General features: G+C 67.0%; 18 protein-coding genes. 14 read left to right on the forward strand and 4 right to left on the reverse strand.

The window, feature by feature from the left end; all coding sequences use genetic code 11:
- Positions 1-9 precede the first annotated feature (9 nt).
- Positions 10-1,107, forward strand: a complete 1,098-nt coding sequence (zapE, locus tag THIARS_RS08745; RefSeq protein ID WP_094160338.1) for a cell division protein ZapE — start codon at positions 10-12, stop codon at positions 1,105-1,107.
- Entirely contained in the window at positions 1,107-1,886 is a 780-nt protein-coding gene (locus tag THIARS_RS08750; protein ID WP_094160340.1) for a hypothetical protein, read from the forward strand. Before zapE ends, THIARS_RS08750 begins: the two co-directional genes overlap by 1 nt.
- Here the strand turns inward: THIARS_RS08750 and THIARS_RS08755 are convergent.
- Positions 1,883-2,683 (reverse strand): PP2C family protein-serine/threonine phosphatase, encoded by an 801-nt coding sequence (locus tag THIARS_RS08755; protein ID WP_094160342.1) that lies wholly within the window; start codon positions 2,681-2,683, stop codon positions 1,883-1,885. The genes THIARS_RS08750 and THIARS_RS08755 overlap by 4 nt on opposite strands.
- A 74-nt stretch (positions 2,684-2,757) precedes the next feature.
- Here THIARS_RS08755 and THIARS_RS08760 point away from each other — a divergent pair, with 74 nt between their 5' ends.
- Positions 2,758-2,961, forward strand: a complete 204-nt coding sequence (locus tag THIARS_RS08760) for a DUF465 domain-containing protein (protein ID WP_094160344.1) — start codon at positions 2,758-2,760, stop codon at positions 2,959-2,961.
- Positions 2,958-5,120 (forward strand): DNA repair helicase YoaA, encoded by a 2,163-nt coding sequence (gene yoaA, locus THIARS_RS08765; protein ID WP_245845673.1) that lies wholly within the window; start codon positions 2,958-2,960, stop codon positions 5,118-5,120. The genes THIARS_RS08760 and yoaA overlap by 4 nt, the downstream gene beginning before the upstream one ends.
- A gap of 72 nt (positions 5,121-5,192) precedes the next feature.
- Here the strand turns inward: yoaA and THIARS_RS08770 are convergent, their stop codons facing one another.
- Positions 5,193-6,014 carry an outer membrane protein assembly factor BamD gene (locus tag THIARS_RS08770; RefSeq protein ID WP_425444230.1) on the reverse strand — a complete coding sequence of 274 codons (822 nt, stop codon included), beginning with the start codon at positions 6,012-6,014 and terminating at the stop codon, positions 5,193-5,195.
- A 135-nt stretch (positions 6,015-6,149) separates the two neighbouring features.
- On the opposite strand from THIARS_RS08770, the gene THIARS_RS08775 reads away from it, so the two are divergent.
- The 9 genes from THIARS_RS08775 to THIARS_RS08815 all read left to right on the forward strand — a co-directional run bounded on the left by THIARS_RS08775 (position 6,150) and on the right by THIARS_RS08815 (position 15,332).
- A complete protein-coding gene (locus THIARS_RS08775; RefSeq protein WP_186436613.1) occupies positions 6,150-7,220 on the forward strand; it encodes an RluA family pseudouridine synthase in 1,071 nt (356 codons plus the stop codon).
- Positions 7,201-8,055: a peptidoglycan editing factor PgeF gene (gene pgeF, locus THIARS_RS08780; protein ID WP_425444241.1), complete on the forward strand. Its 855-nt coding sequence runs from the start codon at positions 7,201-7,203 to the stop codon at positions 8,053-8,055. Before THIARS_RS08775 ends, pgeF begins: the two co-directional genes overlap by 20 nt.
- A 169-nt stretch (positions 8,056-8,224) precedes the next feature.
- Entirely contained in the window at positions 8,225-9,994 is a 1,770-nt protein-coding gene (gene phaC, locus THIARS_RS08785; protein WP_094160349.1) for a class I poly(R)-hydroxyalkanoic acid synthase, read from the forward strand.
- Between the two features lie 93 nt (positions 9,995-10,087).
- Complete coding sequence (locus tag THIARS_RS08790; RefSeq protein WP_094160351.1) at positions 10,088-11,269, forward strand: acetyl-CoA C-acetyltransferase; 1,182 nt, start codon at positions 10,088-10,090, stop codon at positions 11,267-11,269.
- A gap of 52 nt (positions 11,270-11,321) precedes the next feature.
- Positions 11,322-12,062 (forward strand): acetoacetyl-CoA reductase, encoded by a 741-nt coding sequence (phbB, locus tag THIARS_RS08795; RefSeq protein WP_094160353.1) that lies wholly within the window; start codon positions 11,322-11,324, stop codon positions 12,060-12,062.
- Between the two features lie 128 nt (positions 12,063-12,190).
- Positions 12,191-12,733, forward strand: coding sequence for a polyhydroxyalkanoate synthesis repressor PhaR (gene phaR, locus THIARS_RS08800; RefSeq protein ID WP_094160355.1), 543 nt, complete (start codon positions 12,191-12,193; stop codon positions 12,731-12,733).
- Positions 12,734-12,873: 140 nt separating this feature from the next.
- Positions 12,874-14,283, forward strand: a complete 1,410-nt coding sequence (gene rimO, locus THIARS_RS08805; RefSeq protein ID WP_094160357.1) for a 30S ribosomal protein S12 methylthiotransferase RimO — start codon at positions 12,874-12,876, stop codon at positions 14,281-14,283.
- A 51-nt stretch (positions 14,284-14,334) separates the two neighbouring features.
- Positions 14,335-14,970, forward strand: coding sequence for a 7-carboxy-7-deazaguanine synthase (gene queE / locus THIARS_RS08810; protein WP_094160359.1), 636 nt, complete (start codon positions 14,335-14,337; stop codon positions 14,968-14,970).
- Positions 14,967-15,332, forward strand: coding sequence for a 6-pyruvoyl trahydropterin synthase family protein (locus THIARS_RS08815; protein WP_094160361.1), 366 nt, complete (start codon positions 14,967-14,969; stop codon positions 15,330-15,332). The genes queE and THIARS_RS08815 overlap by 4 nt, the downstream gene beginning before the upstream one ends.
- 33 nt (positions 15,333-15,365) lie before the next feature.
- Here the strand turns inward: THIARS_RS08815 and THIARS_RS08820 are convergent, their stop codons facing one another.
- Positions 15,366-16,205, reverse strand: coding sequence for a sulfite exporter TauE/SafE family protein (locus tag THIARS_RS08820; protein ID WP_094160363.1), 840 nt, complete (start codon positions 16,203-16,205; stop codon positions 15,366-15,368).
- A gap of 277 nt (positions 16,206-16,482) precedes the next feature.
- Here THIARS_RS08820 and THIARS_RS08825 point away from each other — a divergent pair, with 277 nt between their 5' ends.
- Positions 16,483-17,028, forward strand: a complete 546-nt coding sequence (locus tag THIARS_RS08825) for an acetate uptake transporter (protein ID WP_094160366.1) — start codon at positions 16,483-16,485, stop codon at positions 17,026-17,028.
- A 60-nt stretch (positions 17,029-17,088) separates the two neighbouring features.
- Here THIARS_RS08825 and THIARS_RS08830 read toward each other — a convergent pair whose 3' ends face one another.
- Positions 17,089-18,363, reverse strand: a complete 1,275-nt coding sequence (locus THIARS_RS08830; RefSeq protein WP_094160368.1) for an OmpP1/FadL family transporter — start codon at positions 18,361-18,363, stop codon at positions 17,089-17,091.
- Positions 18,364-18,426: the final 63 nt, after the last annotated feature.

Genomic DNA, 18,426 nt, shown 5'->3' on the forward strand with positions numbered 1-18,426 from the left:
GGGTTTCGCATGGATTTCACCGCGTACGTTCTGCAGACCCTTGCAGAGCGTGGGCATACGCCCGACGCCGCGCAACGCGCGGCCATCCGGCGCCTGCAGCAGTGTTTCGACGCCTGGGTGGCCTACAAGTCGCGCCGCTCCACCGCGGTGCGGCGTCTGCTCGTGCACCCCGATTTGCCGCGAGGCTTGTACATGTGGGGAGGGGTCGGGCGAGGCAAGAGTTTCCTGATGGACGCCTTCTTCACCACCGTTCCGGTGGTGCGCAAGACCCGGCTGCATTTCCACGAGTTCATGCGCCAGGTGCAGCGCGAATTGGCCGTCCTGCAGGGCACGCAAGATCCGCTGGAAGAACTGGCGCGGCGCATCGCGCGGCGCTTTCGCCTCATCTGTTTCGACGAATTCCACATCAGCGATGTCACCGACGCGATGATTCTGCATCGCTTGCTGCGAGGCTTGTTCGAGCAAGGGGTCGTGCTCATGGCCACCAGCAATTTCCGGCCGGACGATCTCTATCCGGATGGCTTGCACAGAGACCGCATTCTGCCCGCCATCGAACTCATCAAGACGCAAATGGACGTGATCGAGGTCGATGGCGGGGTGGATTACCGGCATCAGGCCCTGGTGGACATGCGGCTCTACTACACCCCGCTCGGGCAGGCCGCGGACCTCGCCATGGAGCATGCCTTCGCGCGCCTGGCTGAAGCCGCCGAGGGCGACCCCATCCTCGAGATCGAGCATCGCAAGCTTGTCGCGCGGCGCCGCGCCGGTGGACTGGTATGGTTCGACTTCGACACCCTGTGCAACACGCCGCGGTCGCAGAACGACTATCTCGAGCTTGCCGCGCGTTTCCATACCGTGATGGTGTCGGACGTGCCGCGCATGACACCCGAACTCGCCAGCGCGGCGCGCCGCTTCACGCTGCTGGTGGACGTTCTGTACGACCGCGGCATCAAGCTCGTGATGTCCGCTGCGGTCGAGCCTGCCGCGCTGTATGCTTCGGGCCCTTTGGCCTATGAATTCGAGCGCACCGCCTCGCGCCTGCTGGAAATGCAGACTTCCGCCTACCTGCGGCAGTCCAGGCGCGAAGTCCAGGCCGAATTGACTTGATGACGCACGCCTTGAACCCACCCCACCGCGATGCCCCGCCGCCTTTAGCCCGCTCGCAAGCTGCCCGCATCGCGCGGCGTGCCGGCCTGACGCTGGCACTCGCTTTTGGCGCGATGGTCGGGGCGCACGCAGCCCCCTTGCCACCCGAACCCCCAGCCCTGGCATCGGTTCCCGGCCAGCACGACGCCGCCCGGAGCCAGGCCCAGCCCGCGTCGATCGAGGCGCGTATGGGCCGGCTCGATGCGGCCTATGCGCAAGACAAGCTGATGTGCGCCCGGCGATTCTTCGTCAATGCCTGCCTCGATCAGGCGCGCACCGCATACCTCACCGCGAGACAGGCTTTGCAAGCCGAGCTTCATGCCATGGACCTTGCGGTGCGCGAGCGGCGGGCCGAGGCCGAACGCCGGCGCGTGGCGCAGAACCTGCGCGAGCGTCAGGTGCCGGACGCGGCCGCCATTCGGCAGGCCAGGGCCGCGCGGGAACAGGAGCTCGCCACCAGGCAGCGCGAACATGCCGCGCGGCTGGCCGCGGCGGCTGACCATGAAGCCGCCGTCGCCCGCCAGCCGGTGCAGCGCCCGGCGCGGCCGACCACCCCGCCACCGGCAGACTCTGCCGCCGGACCGCCACGCAAGACGTCGGGGCAAGAGGCGCAGCAGTCCGCGCGGGCCCGGGCGTCGTATGCACGCAAGCTGGCGGACTACAAGCGCCGCCAGCAGGAAGCCGCCGAGCAGAACAAGGCGGGTGAGGCGCCGGCGCTGCCTATTCCCCGGCAGTATTAAGGCCTGGTGCCGTGCGGCGCGGCAGCCGCGCGCGCTTCACTGCGCCCCAGCTTGAGCACGGCGAGCGAGAGATTGTCGCCGCGCCCCACCGCGCGCTGCCTGGCCTTGGCGATGAGGAATTCGCAGCTTTCGCGTGGCTCCAGCCGGTCGAGTGCGGAGCCCAGCTCGGTGTCCACGAAGTAGTGCCACAGACCGTCCGAACACAGCAGGACCACGTCGCCGGCCTTGAGGGGCATGCTGTCGCTGACGAAGGGCGGATCTTCCGCGGTGCCGAGGCTGGAGGTCAGGACATTGCTCATCGGGTGGTTGCGCGCCATGGTCTCGCTGAGGGTTCCAGCGTCCACAAGCTCCTGGACGTAGGAGTGATCCTTGGTCCGCACCAGCAAGCGGCCGGCCCGGAACACATGCACCCGCGAATCGCCCACATGGGCCCAGTGGCAGTGCCCGTCTGGCTGCAGCAGGACGCATGCCACCGTGGAATGCGGTTCCTGTTCGGCCGAGATCGCGCTGAGCTTGATCATCAGATGGCTTTCCCGCACGATGCTCTGCAGCAGGCTGAGCGGCTCTTCCTGACTGGGCACGAAACGGTCGAACAGCTGCCGGGATGTCAGGATCACCTGGTCGGCCGCCATGCGCCCGCCGCTGCGCCCGCCCATGCCGTCGGCAACCACGGCCAGCATGAGGCCGGCAACGCGGGGATGCGTGAAGATCTCGATGCGATCCTGCTGGTACTGGCGATCACCGCGGTGGATGCCGGTGGCGGCCTGTAGTTGCAGGCGGGGACGCGGCGGAGTCATGGAATTCGAAACCCGGCAACTGCGCGTTCATACAATGGCCCAACCCCCTGATCAGCCAGCCAGCCCCAAGCCCGATGCATCAAGACCTGCGTTCCGCCAACCGGCGACTGATCGAGTTGCGCATGGAGCATGCCGATCTCGACGACGCGATCGACAGGCTTGGACCTCAGACCCCCGGTCAGGAACTTCTGTTGCGGCGGTTGAAGAAAAAGCGGCTGCAGCTGCGCGACCAAATTGCACTCCTGGAATCGGCCTTGCAGCCGGATGAACCCGCTTGAAGATTGATGACCAAGCGCCGGGGCATTTTAGGCAGAGCGCGGCGGTGTCGGACGTGAAGGCGGTCGAAACGCTGCCTGCTGACAACACTTTGGCGCCGGACGACGGCCTGTGGAGCGAGGGTGGGCTGTTTTCCGCCACGTTGCCGGGCTGGCGCGAGCGGCCGGGGCAACGCCGGCTCGCGGCCGCGGTGGCCCAAGCCATTGCCGAACGCGGCATCCTCCTGGCCGAGGCCGGTACCGGAACCGGCAAGACCCTGGCTTATCTCGTGCCTGCGCTGCTGCAGGGCGAGCGCATCATCATCTCGACCGCGACCCGCGCCCTGCAGGACCAGTTGTTTCGCAAGGACTTGCCGTTGGCGCGCGCGGTGCTCGGCGTACAGGTCCGCGCCGCAGTGCTCAAGGGACGCGCCAACTACGTCTGCCACTACCGACTCAAGCGGGCGCAAAGCGAGGGCTTGCTGGACAGCCGCCGCGCCGTGCAGGAACTGCGCCGCGTGGCCCTGTTCGCCGGCACCTCGAGCGACGGCGACATCTCGGCGCTCGGCGGGCTGGACGAACAGTCCCCCGTCATTCCTCTGGTGACGTCCACGCGCGACAACTGCCTCGGCTCGGACTGTCCCGACTACCGCGCCTGTTTCGTGATGAAGGCCAGGCGCGAGGCGCTGGCTTCGGATGTGATCGTCATCAACCATCATCTGTTCTTTGCCAACGTCGCCTTGCGCGACGAAGGCGTGGCCGAGCTGCTGCCGAGCGCCACCACCGTGGTGCTGGACGAGGCGCATCAGTTGCCCGACATCGGCGCGCAGTTCCTCGGCACCAGCGTCGGCACGGCGCAGGCGCATGAACTGGCGCGCGACGTGCTGGCCTGCGGCCTGCAGCATGCCCGGGGCCTGGCGGACTGGCAGAGCCTGGCGAGCCGCTTGCAAAAGGCCGCGCGCGACCAGCGCCTGGCGGCGCCAACCGGAACACACCGCCTCGACCAGGCCCAGGCGCAGGCCCTCCCGGGCTGGGCCGCGGTTCTGGGCCATTGGCAGGAAGAGTTGGCGGCGCTCGAGGCTGCGCTCGGTCCCGTCGAGGCGCTGGCCCCGGAGTTCACACGCCTGATCGAACGCTGCCGGGAGCAGCGCGAACTGCTGGCCGCATGGCAGCAGCCGACGCCGCAGCCGGATGCTGAAAGCGGCGCGCCCATGGCGCAGGAATCCGTGCGCTGGCTGGAAGTCGGCAGCTACCACCTGCGCCTGCTGGCCACGCCGCTCGGGGTGGGGCCGGCGTTCTCGGCCCTGCTGGCGCAGCGTCCGCAGGCCTGGGTGCTGGTGTCGGCCACGCTGACCCTGGACGGCGGGTTTCGCTATACCCGCGCCCGTCTGGGACTGGGCGAGGGCAGCCCGGCGCTGGCGCCGGTGGAGGGCGGCGCGGAGCCGCGCCTGCGCGAACTGCGCGTGCCCAGCCCCTTCGACTACGCCCGGCAGACGCGGCTGCTGGTGCCGCGCACGGGTTTTCGTCCGGCGGATGCCGAACATTCCACGCGGGTGGCCGAGCTGGCCGCCCGGCTCGTCGCGGTCAATCCGGGTGGCAGCTTCGTGCTGACCACCACCTTGCGTGCGATTGCCCGCATCGCCGCGCGCCTGCGCGAATTGCTGCCGCCCGGGCGAGTCGTGCTGGAGCAGGCCAGCGAATCCAAGTCGGTGCTGCTGCAGCGCTTCTCGCTCGACCCCCGTGCCGTCCTGGTGGGGAGCCACAGTTTCTGGGAGGGGGTCGATTTTCCGGGCGAGCAGCTCACCCTGGTGGTCATCGACAAGCTGCCTTTCGCGCCGCCCGACGATCCCATGGTGGCCGCGCGCATCAAGCGCCTGGAGGCGGCGGGGCGCAATGGCTTCATGGACTATTCGCTGCCGCAGGCCGCACTGGCGCTGCAGCAGGGCGCCGGCCGGCTGATCCGCAGCGAGCGCGACTGGGGCGTGCTGGCGGTCTGCGATCAGCGCCTGGCCACGACGGGATGGGGGCGGCGCCTTCTGGCATCGCTGCAGCCTTTTGCGCAGGTCGACGAGGTGGAGGAGGCTTGCGCCTTTCTCGCTGCGCATGCGCCGCAGCCGGGCCATACGCCCGACCAATCTGCGGTGCCTGCGAACGCCGCCGAAGATTCGGCTTTCGGCGCCTGAGGTCGCGCTGCCCTGCGCCGTGATCGTGCGGCGGGTTCAGCGCACGGGTTCAGCGCACCTTAAGGCGGCCGTTCACCACAGCTTCCACCACGACTCGTTGCGCGGCGGCAGGCCCTGGCTGAGGTAGGTGCTGTCGGGATAGTTGGCCTTGAGCACGCGTTCGGTGTCGTCGCGCAATTGCGTCAATCCCAGTTTGTCGTAGCTCTCCATCAGAACGGCCAGGGCGAGTTGTCTTGCCGGGGCGTCGGGATGGTTCTTGATGGCCTCCTGGGCGCGGTCGGCGGCGGCAACGTAGGCGCCGCGACGGTAGTAGAACAGGGCCACATGGGTGTCGTACTCGGCCAGCGCGTTCAGGATGTAGCGCATGCGCAGCAGCGCATCCGGCGTGTACTTGCTGTTCGGGAAGCGGGTGGTGAGTTCTTTGAAGGCCTCGAACGACTCCCGGGCCGCGTGCTGGTCGCGCTCGTACAGCTTCTGGTCGGACAGCCAGGAAAACCAGCTGTCGTTGTCGTAGAAATTGATGCGCCCCTTCAAATACAGCACATAGTCCGTCGCGGGATTGTTGGGGTAGATCTTGAGAAAGCGGTCGCAGGCCGCCAGCGCCTGTGCGCGTTCACCCTGCTTGTAATAGCCATAGGCGGTTTCGATCAGCGCCTGCTGGGCCAGCACGCCGTAGGGGTAGCGCGTTTCGAGCTTCTCGTAATACTTGGTCGCCTGGTCGTAGGCGCCGCTGCTCATCTCGTCCTTGGCCTCGCTGTACAACTTGGCGGCAGACCAGCCCGCGGTGATGTCTTTGTCCTCGGTGGACGCGCAGGCGGAGAGCAAAGCCGCGGCAAGCAGGACAAGCGCACGCCATGAACGGCGCACCCCCGGGGTGGATGGAATGGAATTCACAAGGCAACTCGTCGCAGGATCGGCAAGCTGGCCATTATAGGAAGCGGGTCGCCCATGCATGCCTTGGCGCCGTGCGGGCGTGCGGTGCCGGATCGCCTGCACGGGCGGCGGCGGGGGCTGCACTATGCTCGCGGCATGCAAGTTCGAGACCCTGGCGCAGCCGCCCCGACGGACCCTTCATCGCCGGCCGATGCGGACGATCCGCCCGACCTGGAACCCTGCGATCCCGTGGCGGAGATGGCCGCCTTGCAGGCGCGCATCCCGGCGACGGCGGCCGGCGAGCGCCTGGACAAGGTTCTGGCGCAACTCTTCCCCCAGTTCTCGCGCAGCCGGCTCAAGGCCTGGTGCGAGGCCGGCCTGGTGCGTATGGAGGGAACGCCGGCCGCGCCGCGGACCAAGGCGCGCAACGCCGCCCTGCTGGAACTGCAGGTTCCGCAGGAGCCGGAGGCCGGCGCTTTCACGCCGGAACCCGTTGCGCTCGTCCTGGTGTGGGAGGATGCCGAACTGGCCGTGATCGACAAGCCAGCCGGCCTGGTGGTGCATCCCGCCGCCGGAAACTGGAGCGGCACCCTGCTCAACGGGTTGCTGTTCCGGTTCCCGGAGACGGCCGCCGTGCCGCGCGCAGGCATCGTGCACCGGCTCGACAAAGACACCAGCGGCCTGCTGGTCGTCGCCCGCACCCTGCGGGCGCAAACCGACCTCGTGCGCCAGTTGCAGGCGCGCAGCGTGAGCCGGCAGTATCTGGCGCTGGCCTGGGGTGAACTCAAGCGGCCCGTGACGGTGGATGCGCCCATCGCGCGCCATCCCCGCGACCGGCTGCGCATGGCGGTGGTGGCGGGCGGCAAGCCGGCACGCACCCATCTGCTGCCGCTGGCGGTGCTGGCGACTCCGCACGGGCCCGTCACCGCGCTGCGCTGCAGGCTGGAGTCGGGGCGCACCCACCAGATCCGCGTGCATGCCCAGCATGCCGGCCTTCCCCTGCTGGGCGACGCCCTCTACGGACGCCGCAGCGCGCCCGCCTTGGATCTGCAGCGCCAGGCCCTGCATGCCGCGGTGTTGCGTTTTGCCCATCCCGCGACGGGCGTGTCGATGCGTTTCGAATCGCCCGTCGCAGCCGATGTGCGGGCGCAGTGGCTGGCCTTGGGGGGGCGTGCGGACGTGATGGACACCAGACTCTGGAGCGATGATGCAACCCTGGCCGGATGACTGGATCACCGCGCATTGGCCCGGCAATCCGCAGGTGCTGGGCGTGTTCACCAGCCGCCAGGGCGGCGCCAGCGCCGGGCCTTACGGAAGCGGACGCGCCGGCGCAGGCGGCATGAACCTGGGCGGCCATGTCGGCGACGACCCGCATGCTGTGGCGGCTAATCGCGCGCGGCTGGCGGAGTGGCTCGGCGGGGTGCGGATCGTGTATCTCGACCAGGTGCATGGCGCCTCGGTGGCCGACCTCGACGCCTGGGACGGCAGCGCCACGCTGCGCGCCGACGCCGCCGTCAGCAGCACGCCGGACCTCGCCGCCTGCGTGATCGTGGCCGATTGCCTGCCGGTGCTGTTCGCCGCGCCCGAAGGCCGTGCCGTGGCGGCGGCCCACGCCGGCTGGCGCGGCCTGGCGGGCGGAGTGCTGGAGAACACGCTGCTGGCGCTGTGCCGCAAGGCGGAGTGCGAGCCGAATGCGGTGCAGGCCTGGCTGGGCCCCGCCATCGGGCCCCTGGCCTTCGAGGTGGGCGGCGAGGTGCGCACCGCCTTTGTCGACAGGCAGGCCGAGGCCGCCACGGCATTTCGCGCGGCGGCCGGCGCAGGCAAATGGTTGGCCGACCTGTTCGCGCTGGCGCGTCTACGCCTCGGCGCCGCCGGCATGAGGCCGGAACACATCCAGGGCGGGAATGTCTGCACCGTTTCCAACCCCGATCGCTACTACGCTTTCCGGCGCGACCGCGTCACGGGCCGCCAGGCCGGGCTGGTCTGGATCGTGGCCGACGCCCGGCGGGAAAACGGCGTTGACACCTTGGGTGCTTTGTCCAAGAATGAACCCGGCCCATGAGCGCTGCGCGGCACGGCGATGGCCGCGCGAAGCACCTGGGTCTCCGAGGCTGCAGACTTGTCGGTTCGCCCTGAAGCGCACGCATCTTCGCGCGTGCCGTCACGGGGCCCTGGCATCATGTGGCGCAATACCGGAGTTGCGCATTCCGCGGTCCCAAGCCTGAGTCGCCATGTCAGCCAACCCATCCGCTACCACCCGCCCCACTGAATCGCCAGGGCCCAGGGCCGCTGCTTTCGCCGAGAGTCTCCAGCACACCTTCGCCACCGCCGCGCAGGCTCTGTCGCTCGACCCCGCGCGCGTCGCCGACATCCAGGCGCGTTTCGCACGCGAATACGCCGAACTCTGGTCCGGGTTGTTGCGGGCAGACGCGCCGCCGCCCGAGGTGAAGGATCGCCGGTTCGTCAGCGACAGCTGGCGCGCCAACCGTTTTTCCGCCTACACGGCTGCGCTGTACCTGCTCAACGCCCGGGCCTTGTTCGAATTGTCCGAGGCGGTGCAGGCGGACGCCAAGACCCAGCAGAGAATCCGCTTCGCCGTGCAGCAGTGGGTGGACGCCGCCGCGCCGAGCAACGTCTGGGCGCTCAATCCCGAGGCCATGCAGGCGGCCATACAGACCCAGGGCGAGAGCTTGAGGCGGGGCATGGACAATCTGCTGGCCGATCTGCGCCGCGGCAAGCTGACGCAGACCGACGAGAGCCAGTTCGAAGTGGGGCGCAACGTGGCCACCAGCGAGGGGGCCGTGGTGTTCGAGAACCCCTGGTTCCAACTCATCGACTACAAGCCGCTGACGGCCGAAGTGCATGCGCGCCCGCTGCTCATCGTGCCGCCTTGCATCAACAAGTACTACATCCTCGATCTGCAACCGGCCAATTCCCTGGTGCGCTATGCCCTGGAACAAGGCCAGCGCGTGCTGCTGATGTCCTGGCGCAACCCGGACGCGAGCTGCGGCCACTGGACCTGGGACGATTACGTCGAGCAGGGCGTGCTGCGCGCCATCGCGGTGGCGGACGAAATTGCCGCCGCGTCCGCGATGCCCGCGAAACCGGCTGCGCGCGGTGCAGCCAAGCCTGCGAAAACCGAAGGCGGCGGCATCAACGCGCTGGGGTTTTGCGTCGGCGGCACCTTGCTTGGCACCGCGCTCGCGGTGCTCGCCGCTCGCGGCGAGAAGCCTGTGCAGAGTGCGACGTTCCTGACAACCTTGCTCGACTTTTCCGATACCGGCATTCTCGACGTGTTCGTCGACGAGGCCCAGGTGAAGCTGCGCGAGGCCACCATCGGCAAGGGCGGCCTGCTTACCGGGGTCGAACTCGCCGCGGCGTTCTCCAGCCTCAGGCCCAACGATCTGATGTGGAACTACGTCGTGGGCAACTATCTGAAGGGCGAGACGCCGCCCCCATTCGATCTGCTGTACTGGAACGCCGACAGCACCAATCTTCCCGGACCCATGCTGGCCTGGTATCTGCGCAACACCTACCTCGAGAACAAACTTTCCAAGCCCGACGCGGTTTGCGTTTGCGGCGTGCCGGTGGCCATGCGCCGCATCGCCATTCCCGCGTATGTGTACGCCTCGCGCGAGGACCATATCGTGCCGTGGCACTCGGCCTACGCGTCGGCGCGGCTGCTTTCGGGTCCCACACGCTTCGTGCTCGGCGCATCCGGCCATATCGCCGGAGTCATCAACCCGGCATCCAAGGGCAAACGCAGCCACTGGCGCCTGGATGCCGGGCCGAGACCGGGCAAGGGACGGACTGCGCTGCCGGCCAGCGCCGCGGCCTGGCTCGAGCAGGCCACCGAGCACGCGGGCAGCTGGTGGCCGGATTGGGCCGCTTGGCTGGCCGCGCAGTCGGGGCCGTTGCAGCCTGCGCCGAAGGCCTACGGCGGCGGCGCCCACAAGGTCATCGAACCCGCCCCCGGGCGCTACGTCAAGGTGCGGGCATGATTCGTGCTCGTCGTCTTTTCCTGCGGGAGGCGTGCCGGTGATGCGCGCTCCCCATTCCGTTTTCATTGCTTTCATCACCAAGGACATCCAGTCATGAGCGAAGACATCGTGATCGTGTCGGCCGTGCGCACGGCCGTGGGGAAATTCGGCGGGTCGCTGGCCAAGACGCCTGCGGTCGATCTGGGCGCGCGGGTCGTGCAGGCCGCCGTCGAACGCGCCGGCATCGAGCCGGGCCAGGTCTCGGAGGTCATCCTTGGGCAGGTGCTCCAGGCCGGCGTGGGCCAGAACGGTGCGCGCCAAGCCAGCATCAAGGCGGGCCTGCCCGACATGGTGCCGGCCATGACCATCAACAAGGTCTGCGGCTCGGGCCTGAAGGCCGTGATGCTGGCGGCGCAGGCCGTGCGCGACGGCGACGCCGAGATCGTCGTGGCCGGAGGGCAGGAGAGCATGAGTCTTGCCCCGCATGTCCTGCCCGGTTCGCGCGACGGCATGCGCATGGGCAACTGGACCATGATCGACACCATGATCACCGACGGCCTGTGGGACGCGTTCAACCACTATCACATGGGCATCACGGCGGAGAACGTGGCGAAGAAATACGGCGTCACGCGCGAAATGCAGGACGCTTTCGCCGCCGCCAGCCAGAACAAGGCCGAGGCGGCGCAGAAGGCCGGGCGCTTCGCCGACGAAATCGTGCCGGTGCTGTTGCCGCAGAGGAAGGACGACCCCATCGCCTTCGCCACCGACGAGTTCGTGCGCCACGGTGCCACGGCCGAAAGCCTCGCCGGGCTCAAGCCCGCCTTCGACAAGGCCGGCACCGTCACCGCCGGCAACGCGTCGGGGCTGAACGACGGCGCCGCGGCCGTGGTGGTGATGTCGGCCAAGCGGGCCGCGGCGCTGGGCCTGAAGCCGCTGGCGACCATCCGCGCCTATGCCAACGCCGGGTTGGACCCGGCCTATATGGGCATGGGGCCGGTGCCTGCGTCCACCCGCTGCCTGTCGCGCGCGGGCTGGAAGCCGCAGGACCTGGACCTGATGGAAATCAACGAGGCCTTCGCCGCCCAGGCCATTGCGGTCAACCAGCAGATGGGCTGGGACACGGGCAAGGTCAACGTCAATGGCGGAGCCATCGCCATCGGCCACCCCATCGGTGCGAGCGGCTGCCGCATCCTGGTGACACTGCTGCACGAGATGAACAGGCGCGATGCGAAAAAGGGGCTGGCTTCGCTGTGCATCGGCGGCGGCATGGGCGTTGCCCTGGCCGTCGAGCGGTGAGGCCCGCCCGGCGACTCGATATTCAATGTCATCACAATCGGAGAATCCAACGATGAGCAAGAAAGTGGCTTATGTCACGGGCGGCATGGGCGGCATCGGCACGGCGATCTGCAGGCGCTTGTGCGAGGCCGGGCACAAGGTCATCGCCGGTTGCGGGCCGAACTCCTCCCGCAAGGACACCTGGCTGGAGGCCATGCGCGGCGAGGGTTTCGACGTGTACGCGTCGGAGGGCAACGTGGCCGAATGGGACTCCACCTGCGCGGCCTTCCAGAAAGTGTTCGCCGAGCACGGCCAGGTCGACATCCTGGTGAACAACGCCGGGATCACCCGTGACGCCGTGTTCCGCAAGATGAGCTACGACGACTGGGACCGCGTGATGAAGACCAATCTCTACTCCATGTTCAACGTGACCAAGCAGGTCATCGACGGCATGGTCGAGCGCGGCTGGGGCCGCATCGTCAACATTTCCTCGGTCAACGGCGAGAAAGGCCAGTTCGGCCAAAGCAACTACTCGGCCGCCAAGGCCGGCATGCATGGGTTCACCATGGCGCTGGCGCAGGAGGTGGCGTCCAAGGGCGTGACGGTCAATACCGTGGCGCCGGGCTATATCGCCACCGACATGGTCAAGGCGATTCGGCAGGATGTGCTGGACAAGATCGTCTCCACCATTCCGGTCAAGCGCCTGGGCAAGCCCGAGGAAGTGGCTTCCCTGGTGACCTGGCTGGCCAGCGAGGACGGCGCCTTCACCACCGGGGCGGAACTGTCCATCAACGGCGGACTGCACATGAGCTGAGACCGCCGGGCGGCGGCCCGCGAGTCCGGCCAATGCGCTTGCGGGTTTGTCTGCACGAGAAAGCGGCGGCGGGTCGCTTTTTTTGTGCTCCAATCGAAGCCATCCCGCAGTTTCCGCAGCACGTCACCATGCCCAATTCCGAGAGCCCCGCGCGCGTCATCAAGAAGTACCCCAACCGGCGCCTGTACGACACCGAAACGAGTGCCTACATCACCTTGGTCGATGTGAAGGCGCTGGTCATGGAGGGCGAACGCTTCGTGGTGCAGGACGCCAAGACCGGCGCCGACCTGACGCGCAGTATCTTGCTGCAGATCATCCTGGAGGAGGAGGCGGGGGGCATGCCCATGCTCAGCACCGCCATGCTCGAGCAGCTCATCCGCTTTTACGGCAACGCCATGCAGGGCATGATGGGCAGCTATCTCGAGAAAACCGTGCAGGCCTTCATCGACATCCAGGGCAAGCTCGCCGAGCAGTCGCGCGGGCTTTATGACAGCCGCAGCTTCAGCCCAGAGATGTGGTCGCAGTTCCTCAGCGGCCAGGCCCCCATGCTGCAGGGCATGATGAGCAATTACCTCGAGCAGAGCAAGAACCTGTACATGCAGATGCAAGAGCAGATGCAGCAGCAGACCAAGCAGATGCTCGGCGCCTTCCAGGCGCCGCCCAAGCGCTGAATCCGCACCGGGCGCAGTGCGCAGGCACCGCGCCATGACTGACCGAGGCACCCGCCTGCAAGCGGCCGGGCGGATTTGTCCCTGTCGCGCGCATGCCGCCGTCACGGCGCCGTGCGCGGCGCTCGGCGACAATAGCGCCCATGACTGAAATACCCATCATCCCCGCCGCCTCGCGCGCCACGTCCACCGCCGCGCCGCCCAAAATCGGTTTCGTTTCGCTCGGCTGCCCCAAGGCGCTGGTCGATTCCGAGCGCATCCTCTCCCAGTTGCGCGCCGAAGGCTACGAAACCTCCAAGAGCTACGACGGTGCCGACCTGGTCATCGTCAACACCTGCGGCTTCATCGACGCCGCGGTGCAGGAAAGCCTGGACGCCATCGGCGAGGCCCTGCACGAGAACGGCAAGGTCGTGGTGACCGGCTGCCTTGGCGCGCGCAGCGCCGACGACGGCGAGAACCTGGTGCGCAAGATCCATCCCAAGGTGCTGGCCGTGACCGGACCGCACGCCACCGACGAGGTGCTGCAGCATGTGCATGCGCAGCTGCCGCGTCCGCACGACCCCTTCGTCGATCTGCTGCCTCCGGGCGGGCTCAAGCTCACCCCGCGCCACTACGCCTATCTCAAGATCTCCGAGGGCTGCAATCACCGCTGCACCTTCTGCATCATCCCGAGCATGCGCGGCGACCTGGTGTCGCGGCCCATCGGCGATGTGCTCGGCGAGGCCCGCGCCTTGCTGCTGGCGGGCGTGAAGGAATTGCTGGTGGTCAGCCAGGACACCTCGGCCTATGGCGTGGACATCAAGTACCGCACCGGGTTCTGGGACGGCAGGCCCGTGCGCACCCGCTTCACCGAAATGGTGCAAGCGCTGGGCGAACTGGCCGAGGCGCACGACGCCTGGGTGCGGCTGCATTACGTCTACCCCTATCCCCACGTCGACGAAGTCCTGCCGCTGATGGCGCAGGGCCGCGTCCTGCCCTATCTCGACGTGCCGCTGCAGCATGCCCATCCGGACGTGCTCAAGCGCATGAAGCGCCCGGCCAGCGGCGAGCGCAACCTGGAGCGCATCGCCCGCTGGCGCGAGATCTGCCCGCAAATCGTCATCCGCTCGACCTTCATCGCCGGCTTCCCCGGCGAGACCGAGGCCGAGTTCGACACCTTGCTGGACTTCATCCGCGAGGCCGAGCTCGACCGCGTTGGCTGCTTCGCCTATTCGCCGGTGGAGGGTGCCACCGCCAACGCCCTGCCGGGGGCGCTGCCCGATGCCGTGCGGCACGAGCGCCAGGCCCGTTTCATGGCGGTGGCCGAGGAGGTCTCCTGCGCCAAGCTGCGCCGCCGCGTCGGCCAGGATCTGCAAGTGCTGGTGGACAGCGCCAACCGCCAGGGCGGCGTGGCGCGTTCCTACGGCGAAGCGCCGGAAATCGACGGCAAGATCCTGCTGCGCGAGCCGGCCAAGCCTTCGCACAAGATGCGCCTGGCGCAAAGCACCGGTCAATTCGTGCGCGCCCGCGTGGTGGGTGTGCAGGGACACGACCTCGTCGCCGATCTGCTCTAGCGCGAAATCCTTCGGGTGCGCACGGCTGGCGTTTGCGCCAGCCCATCGACCATGACTTACGCCGTCAAGGAAATTTTCTACACCCTCCAGGGCGAGGGCGCCAATGCCGGGCGCGCCGCGGTGTTCTGCCGCTTCGCCGGATGCAATCTGTGGTCGGGACGCGAGTCGGACAGGGCCACCGCCGTGTGCCGGTTCTGCGACACCGATTTCGTCGGCACCGACGGCAGCCTGGGCGGCAAGTACGAACAAGCCGACATGCTGGCGCGGACGATTGCGTCGCAGTGGCCGCAAGGCCATGCCGGGCGCCGGCTGGCGGTTCTCACCGGGGGCGAGCCCTTGCTGCAGGTGGATGACGCCCTGGTTGACGCCTTGCACGCGCAGCGCTTCGAGATCGCGGTGGAAACGAACGGCACCGTCGCGGCGCCAGCCGGGCTGGACTGGATCTGCGTCAGCCCCAAGGCGGGGGCCGAACTGCGCCAAATCCGCGGCGACGAACTCAAGGTCGTGGTTCCGCAACCCGGCCTGGATCTGGATGCCCTCGCCGCACTCGATTTCACCCACCGTTTCCTGCAGCCGATGGACGCTCCCGCGCGTGCCGAGCATACACAATGGGCCATCGCCCATTGCCTCGCCGACCCACGCTGGCGCCTGAGCCTGCAGACCCACAAGATCACCGGAATCCGATGAAATTCGAACTCTCGCAACGCTTCTTCTTCGAGGCGGCGCACACCCTCGACCGCAGCATCGACCGCGAAGGCAGCCTGCGCGTGCACGGCCACACCTATTGGGCCGAGATCAGCGTGGCGGGGGTTCCGGATCCCGTCACGGGCATGGTGGTCGACCTTGCCTACATCCGCCGGGAAATCGAGCGCGTGCGCGACGCCCTCGACCATCGCTTCCTCGACGACGTGGACGGTCTCGGCCCGGCCACGCTCGAAGGGCTCTGCTCCTATCTCTGGCGCCAGTTCCGGCCTGCGCTGCCGCACTTGAGCCGGGTCGAGGTGTGGCGCGAAGCCAGCGGGGACCGCTGCCGCCTCACCGACGATTGAGGCGGCAAGCCTGAGCCCCCACTGCGCGAGGGTTCAGAAGTGGATGCCGAAGGCCGAAAGGTTTTTGTACAGCATGTACACGGCGACCAAGGCCACGAGGCCGGCGAAAATCAGGTTGAGCGCGCCCTTGCTGTTCTTGCCAAGATGGGTCGCCACGCGCGTCCCGATCCAGCCGCCGACGATGCCGCCGCCGATGTACAGGGCCGCCACGCCCCAGTCCAGCAGGCCCGAGCGGGCGTAGTTCAGCGCCGTGGTCAGGCCGAAGGTGCCGACCGACACCAGCGAAGAGCCGATCGCGGAGATCATCGACATGCCCGTGGACAGCACCAGGCCCGGCACGATGAGGAAGCCGCCGCCAATGCCGAAAAAGCCGGAGAGCGTGCCCACGATCGCCGCGGCGATGATGAGCTTGATGGTCTTGGCCTTGGAGGGATGGTCGGTCGTGACCTCCTGCGCGGTGGTCGGCTTGCGCGGCCGCAGCATGAGCACGGCGATGACCAGCATCATGATGGCGAACAGGAACAGCAGCTTTTTCCCATCCACCGCCTTGCCGAGGCTGGAGCCGACGAAAGCGGCCGCCGCACCGACGATGGCGAAAAGTATGGCGTCCTTCCAGCGGACGTTGCCCGCGCGCGCATGCGGCACGAGGTTGATGTAGGCGTTGGCGGAAACCGCCAGGGCCGTGGTGCCGATGACGATGTGCGGGTTCGGATACCCGACGAAGTACAGCAGCAACGGTACCGCGAGGATGGAACCGCCGCCACCGATCAGACCGAGGGAGAAACCCACGGCGAAGCCCGAGATGACGGCCAGGATATGTTGCGTCGTGGTCAGCACCACGTCAGCTGAGGATGCGAGTTGTTCGATAGCCATAGTCCCCACAGCATAAGGGATGAATATCGTCGTGAGCTGTGAGGATTTGTGCCATTTCCGTGAGCAGTTGTTCTGCCGTCATGGCTGGCGAGGCAAGGCCGGCACGATGCGAAACAAGACGTAAGAAAACTAACGGAACCTTGCTGCGTAGGGTGTCCGTAAGGCGGCGACGCGAGATTGCGGGCCGTGCGCGAACGCGTGTTGTTCGCCGCATGAGCGCTCAGGCCGCGAGGGATCTCGATGGCCTGCGGCACGACATTCGACTCAGGAGACAACAATGGACAGGAAATTCGTCAACCCGGCCCCGCTGGGGCTTTCAGGCTTCGCCCTCACGACGTGGCTGCTCAGCATGGTCAATGCCGGCTGGTTCGGCGGCGTGGACGTCCCGATGGTGCTGGCCTGCGCCTTCGCCTTCGGCGGCACGGCGCAGTTCGCCGCCGGACTGATGGAAGCGCCGAGCGGCAATACGTTCGGCTTCGTCGCCTTTTGCGGCTACGGCGCCTTCTGGTGGAGTTTCGCGCTGTTCGTGCTGTTCTTCGCCAAGGACGTGCAGGGCCCCTTCGTCGGCTGGTATCTGCTGCTGTGGGGAGTCTTCACCACGTTCATGTGGATCGGCACCTGGAAGAAAAACAAGGCCTTGATGCTGATCTTCCTGGCGCTGACCCCGACCTTCTACTTGCTGGCGGCCGGCGCACTCACAGGCATCGGCGGCCTGACCGTGCTGGGCGGCTACCTCGGCCTGGTGACGGCTGCGCTGGCTTTCTACCTGGCCGCGGCCGAGATCATCAACGAGTCGTGGGGCAGGGTGGTGCTGCCGGTTTGAGCATGACGCCGAAATAAAAAACCGCAGCCTAGGCTGCGGTTTTTTCGTTCAGTCGCAGGATCAGAACTTCCAGCCGACGGACACGCCTACAGTGTCCTGGTACATGCTGATGGTTTCGGATGCGCCAGCTGGGTATCCGAACTGAGCCGGCAGAGCGCCAGTGACCGAATTTTTGAACGCATGGACATAGTCAAACGACAGTTCCATGGCGGGGCTCAGGGTATAGGTTGCCCCGAGAGTCAGATGGTCTTTTACGATTCCTGGTGCCAAGGTATTCAGCATCACTTGGGAACTCGGGATGGGGTTGTCCGAATGGTTCCAGCCCGCACGGACAGTCAGGCTCGGATTGATCGCGTAAGCCACCCCCAGTTTGACAACCGTGATGTCTTGCCAACCGAAGCCGGGTCCGTTCGAGCCGCCAAGTTGGCACGATTGGGTATAGAAGCAATCGATCGTGTTGCCGATGGCGGGAACTCCGCTGTAAAGAATCCGTTCCACGTCGCCGGCGACCGTCCATTGCTGATTCGGCTGCCAGGCAAAGCCGATGCCGTAATTGGCCGGGATGTCGAAGCTGCCGCCACCCGCGAACAAGCCGCTGTATTTGCTGAAGCTGCTCATATGCGTTTTGGGCTGATAGGTCGCACCGAGCGAAAAGCCTGGCGCGATCTCGCCGATCCAGCCGATACGCACGCCAACCCCATTGGATGAATCATGACCGTTATCCGTTACGTTGCTTGGGCTGGTGGACGCGTTGGCGAATGGCCCTGAGGTTTGGGCGAACGCGCCGAGGCCATTGGCTCTGAACGACTGATGTACGAGGTTGATGGCCACGCCGATCGAGTTGCTGGGGTTCAGCTTGATCGAGAAGCTAGGGCTGATGAACAACTGTTGCAGATCCACACCTGCACCGTTCATGTAAGGCAGTCCAGAGTTGCCGATCGTGCTGTAACCGGTATTCATGCCGCCATTGCCATACATGCTGAGCCCAACCGACATGGTCGGGTTCAGCATGTAGTTGAATCCGACTTCGGGGATCAGGAAACTGCTCGAGTCGTTACCCGAATAGGTGGTGGTCGGGCCCAGTCCGGATACGCTCGCTTCACGAACCGGCCGGAACAGGCTGATGCCGCCGTCGACGCGGTTGCCGATCAGGGCCATGCCGGCGGGGTTGGCGGCGGCGGCCAGGGCATCTTGCGGCAGGGCGATGCCCACACCGCCCATGCCCACGGATTTCACGCTGTAGCCGGGTTGAAAGTAGCCATCGGTGGCGTTGGCGGCGCCGGGGGCGATGACCCCGGCGACGAACAGGGCTGCGGCAAGTTTTTTGAGTTGCATGGATTTGTCTCCCTTATGGGACCTTCCTCGGTCATGGGGTGGGAAAAATCTGCGCTCGCTGGC

The sequence above is a fragment of the Thiomonas delicata genome, from assembly GCF_900088825.1.
Classification (GTDB): Bacteria; Pseudomonadota; Gammaproteobacteria; order Burkholderiales; family Burkholderiaceae_C; genus Thiomonas_A; species Thiomonas_A delicata.

Bases quoted from the DNA above. Each gene is read 5' to 3' on its own strand.
- THIARS_RS08820 (WP_094160363.1), bottom strand. From the start codon at position 16,205: ATGGCTATCGAACAACTCGCATCCTCAGCTGACGTGGTGCTGACCACG.
- THIARS_RS08825 (WP_094160366.1), top strand. From the start codon at position 16,483: ATGGACAGGAAATTCGTCAACCCGGCCCCGCTGGGGCTTTCAGGCTTC.
- rimO (WP_094160357.1), top strand. From the start codon at position 12,874: ATGACTGAAATACCCATCATCCCCGCCGCCTCGCGCGCCACGTCCACC.
- THIARS_RS08830 (WP_094160368.1), bottom strand. From the start codon at position 18,363: ATGCAACTCAAAAAACTTGCCGCAGCCCTGTTCGTCGCCGGGGTCATC.
- zapE (WP_094160338.1), top strand. From the start codon at position 10: ATGGATTTCACCGCGTACGTTCTGCAGACCCTTGCAGAGCGTGGGCAT.
- THIARS_RS08755 (WP_094160342.1), bottom strand. From the start codon at position 2,683: ATGACTCCGCCGCGTCCCCGCCTGCAACTACAGGCCGCCACCGGCATC.
- pgeF (WP_425444241.1), top strand. From the start codon at position 7,201: ATGCAACCCTGGCCGGATGACTGGATCACCGCGCATTGGCCCGGCAAT.
- THIARS_RS08815 (WP_094160361.1), top strand. From the start codon at position 14,967: ATGAAATTCGAACTCTCGCAACGCTTCTTCTTCGAGGCGGCGCACACC.
- queE (WP_094160359.1), top strand. From the start codon at position 14,335: ATGACTTACGCCGTCAAGGAAATTTTCTACACCCTCCAGGGCGAGGGC.
- THIARS_RS08750 (WP_094160340.1), top strand. From the start codon at position 1,107: ATGACGCACGCCTTGAACCCACCCCACCGCGATGCCCCGCCGCCTTTA.
- THIARS_RS08760 (WP_094160344.1), top strand. From the start codon at position 2,758: ATGCATCAAGACCTGCGTTCCGCCAACCGGCGACTGATCGAGTTGCGC.
- phaR (WP_094160355.1), top strand. From the start codon at position 12,191: ATGCCCAATTCCGAGAGCCCCGCGCGCGTCATCAAGAAGTACCCCAAC.
- phaC (WP_094160349.1), top strand. From the start codon at position 8,225: ATGTCAGCCAACCCATCCGCTACCACCCGCCCCACTGAATCGCCAGGG.
- THIARS_RS08775 (WP_186436613.1), top strand. From the start codon at position 6,150: ATGCAAGTTCGAGACCCTGGCGCAGCCGCCCCGACGGACCCTTCATCG.
- phbB (WP_094160353.1), top strand. From the start codon at position 11,322: ATGAGCAAGAAAGTGGCTTATGTCACGGGCGGCATGGGCGGCATCGGC.
- THIARS_RS08790 (WP_094160351.1), top strand. From the start codon at position 10,088: ATGAGCGAAGACATCGTGATCGTGTCGGCCGTGCGCACGGCCGTGGGG.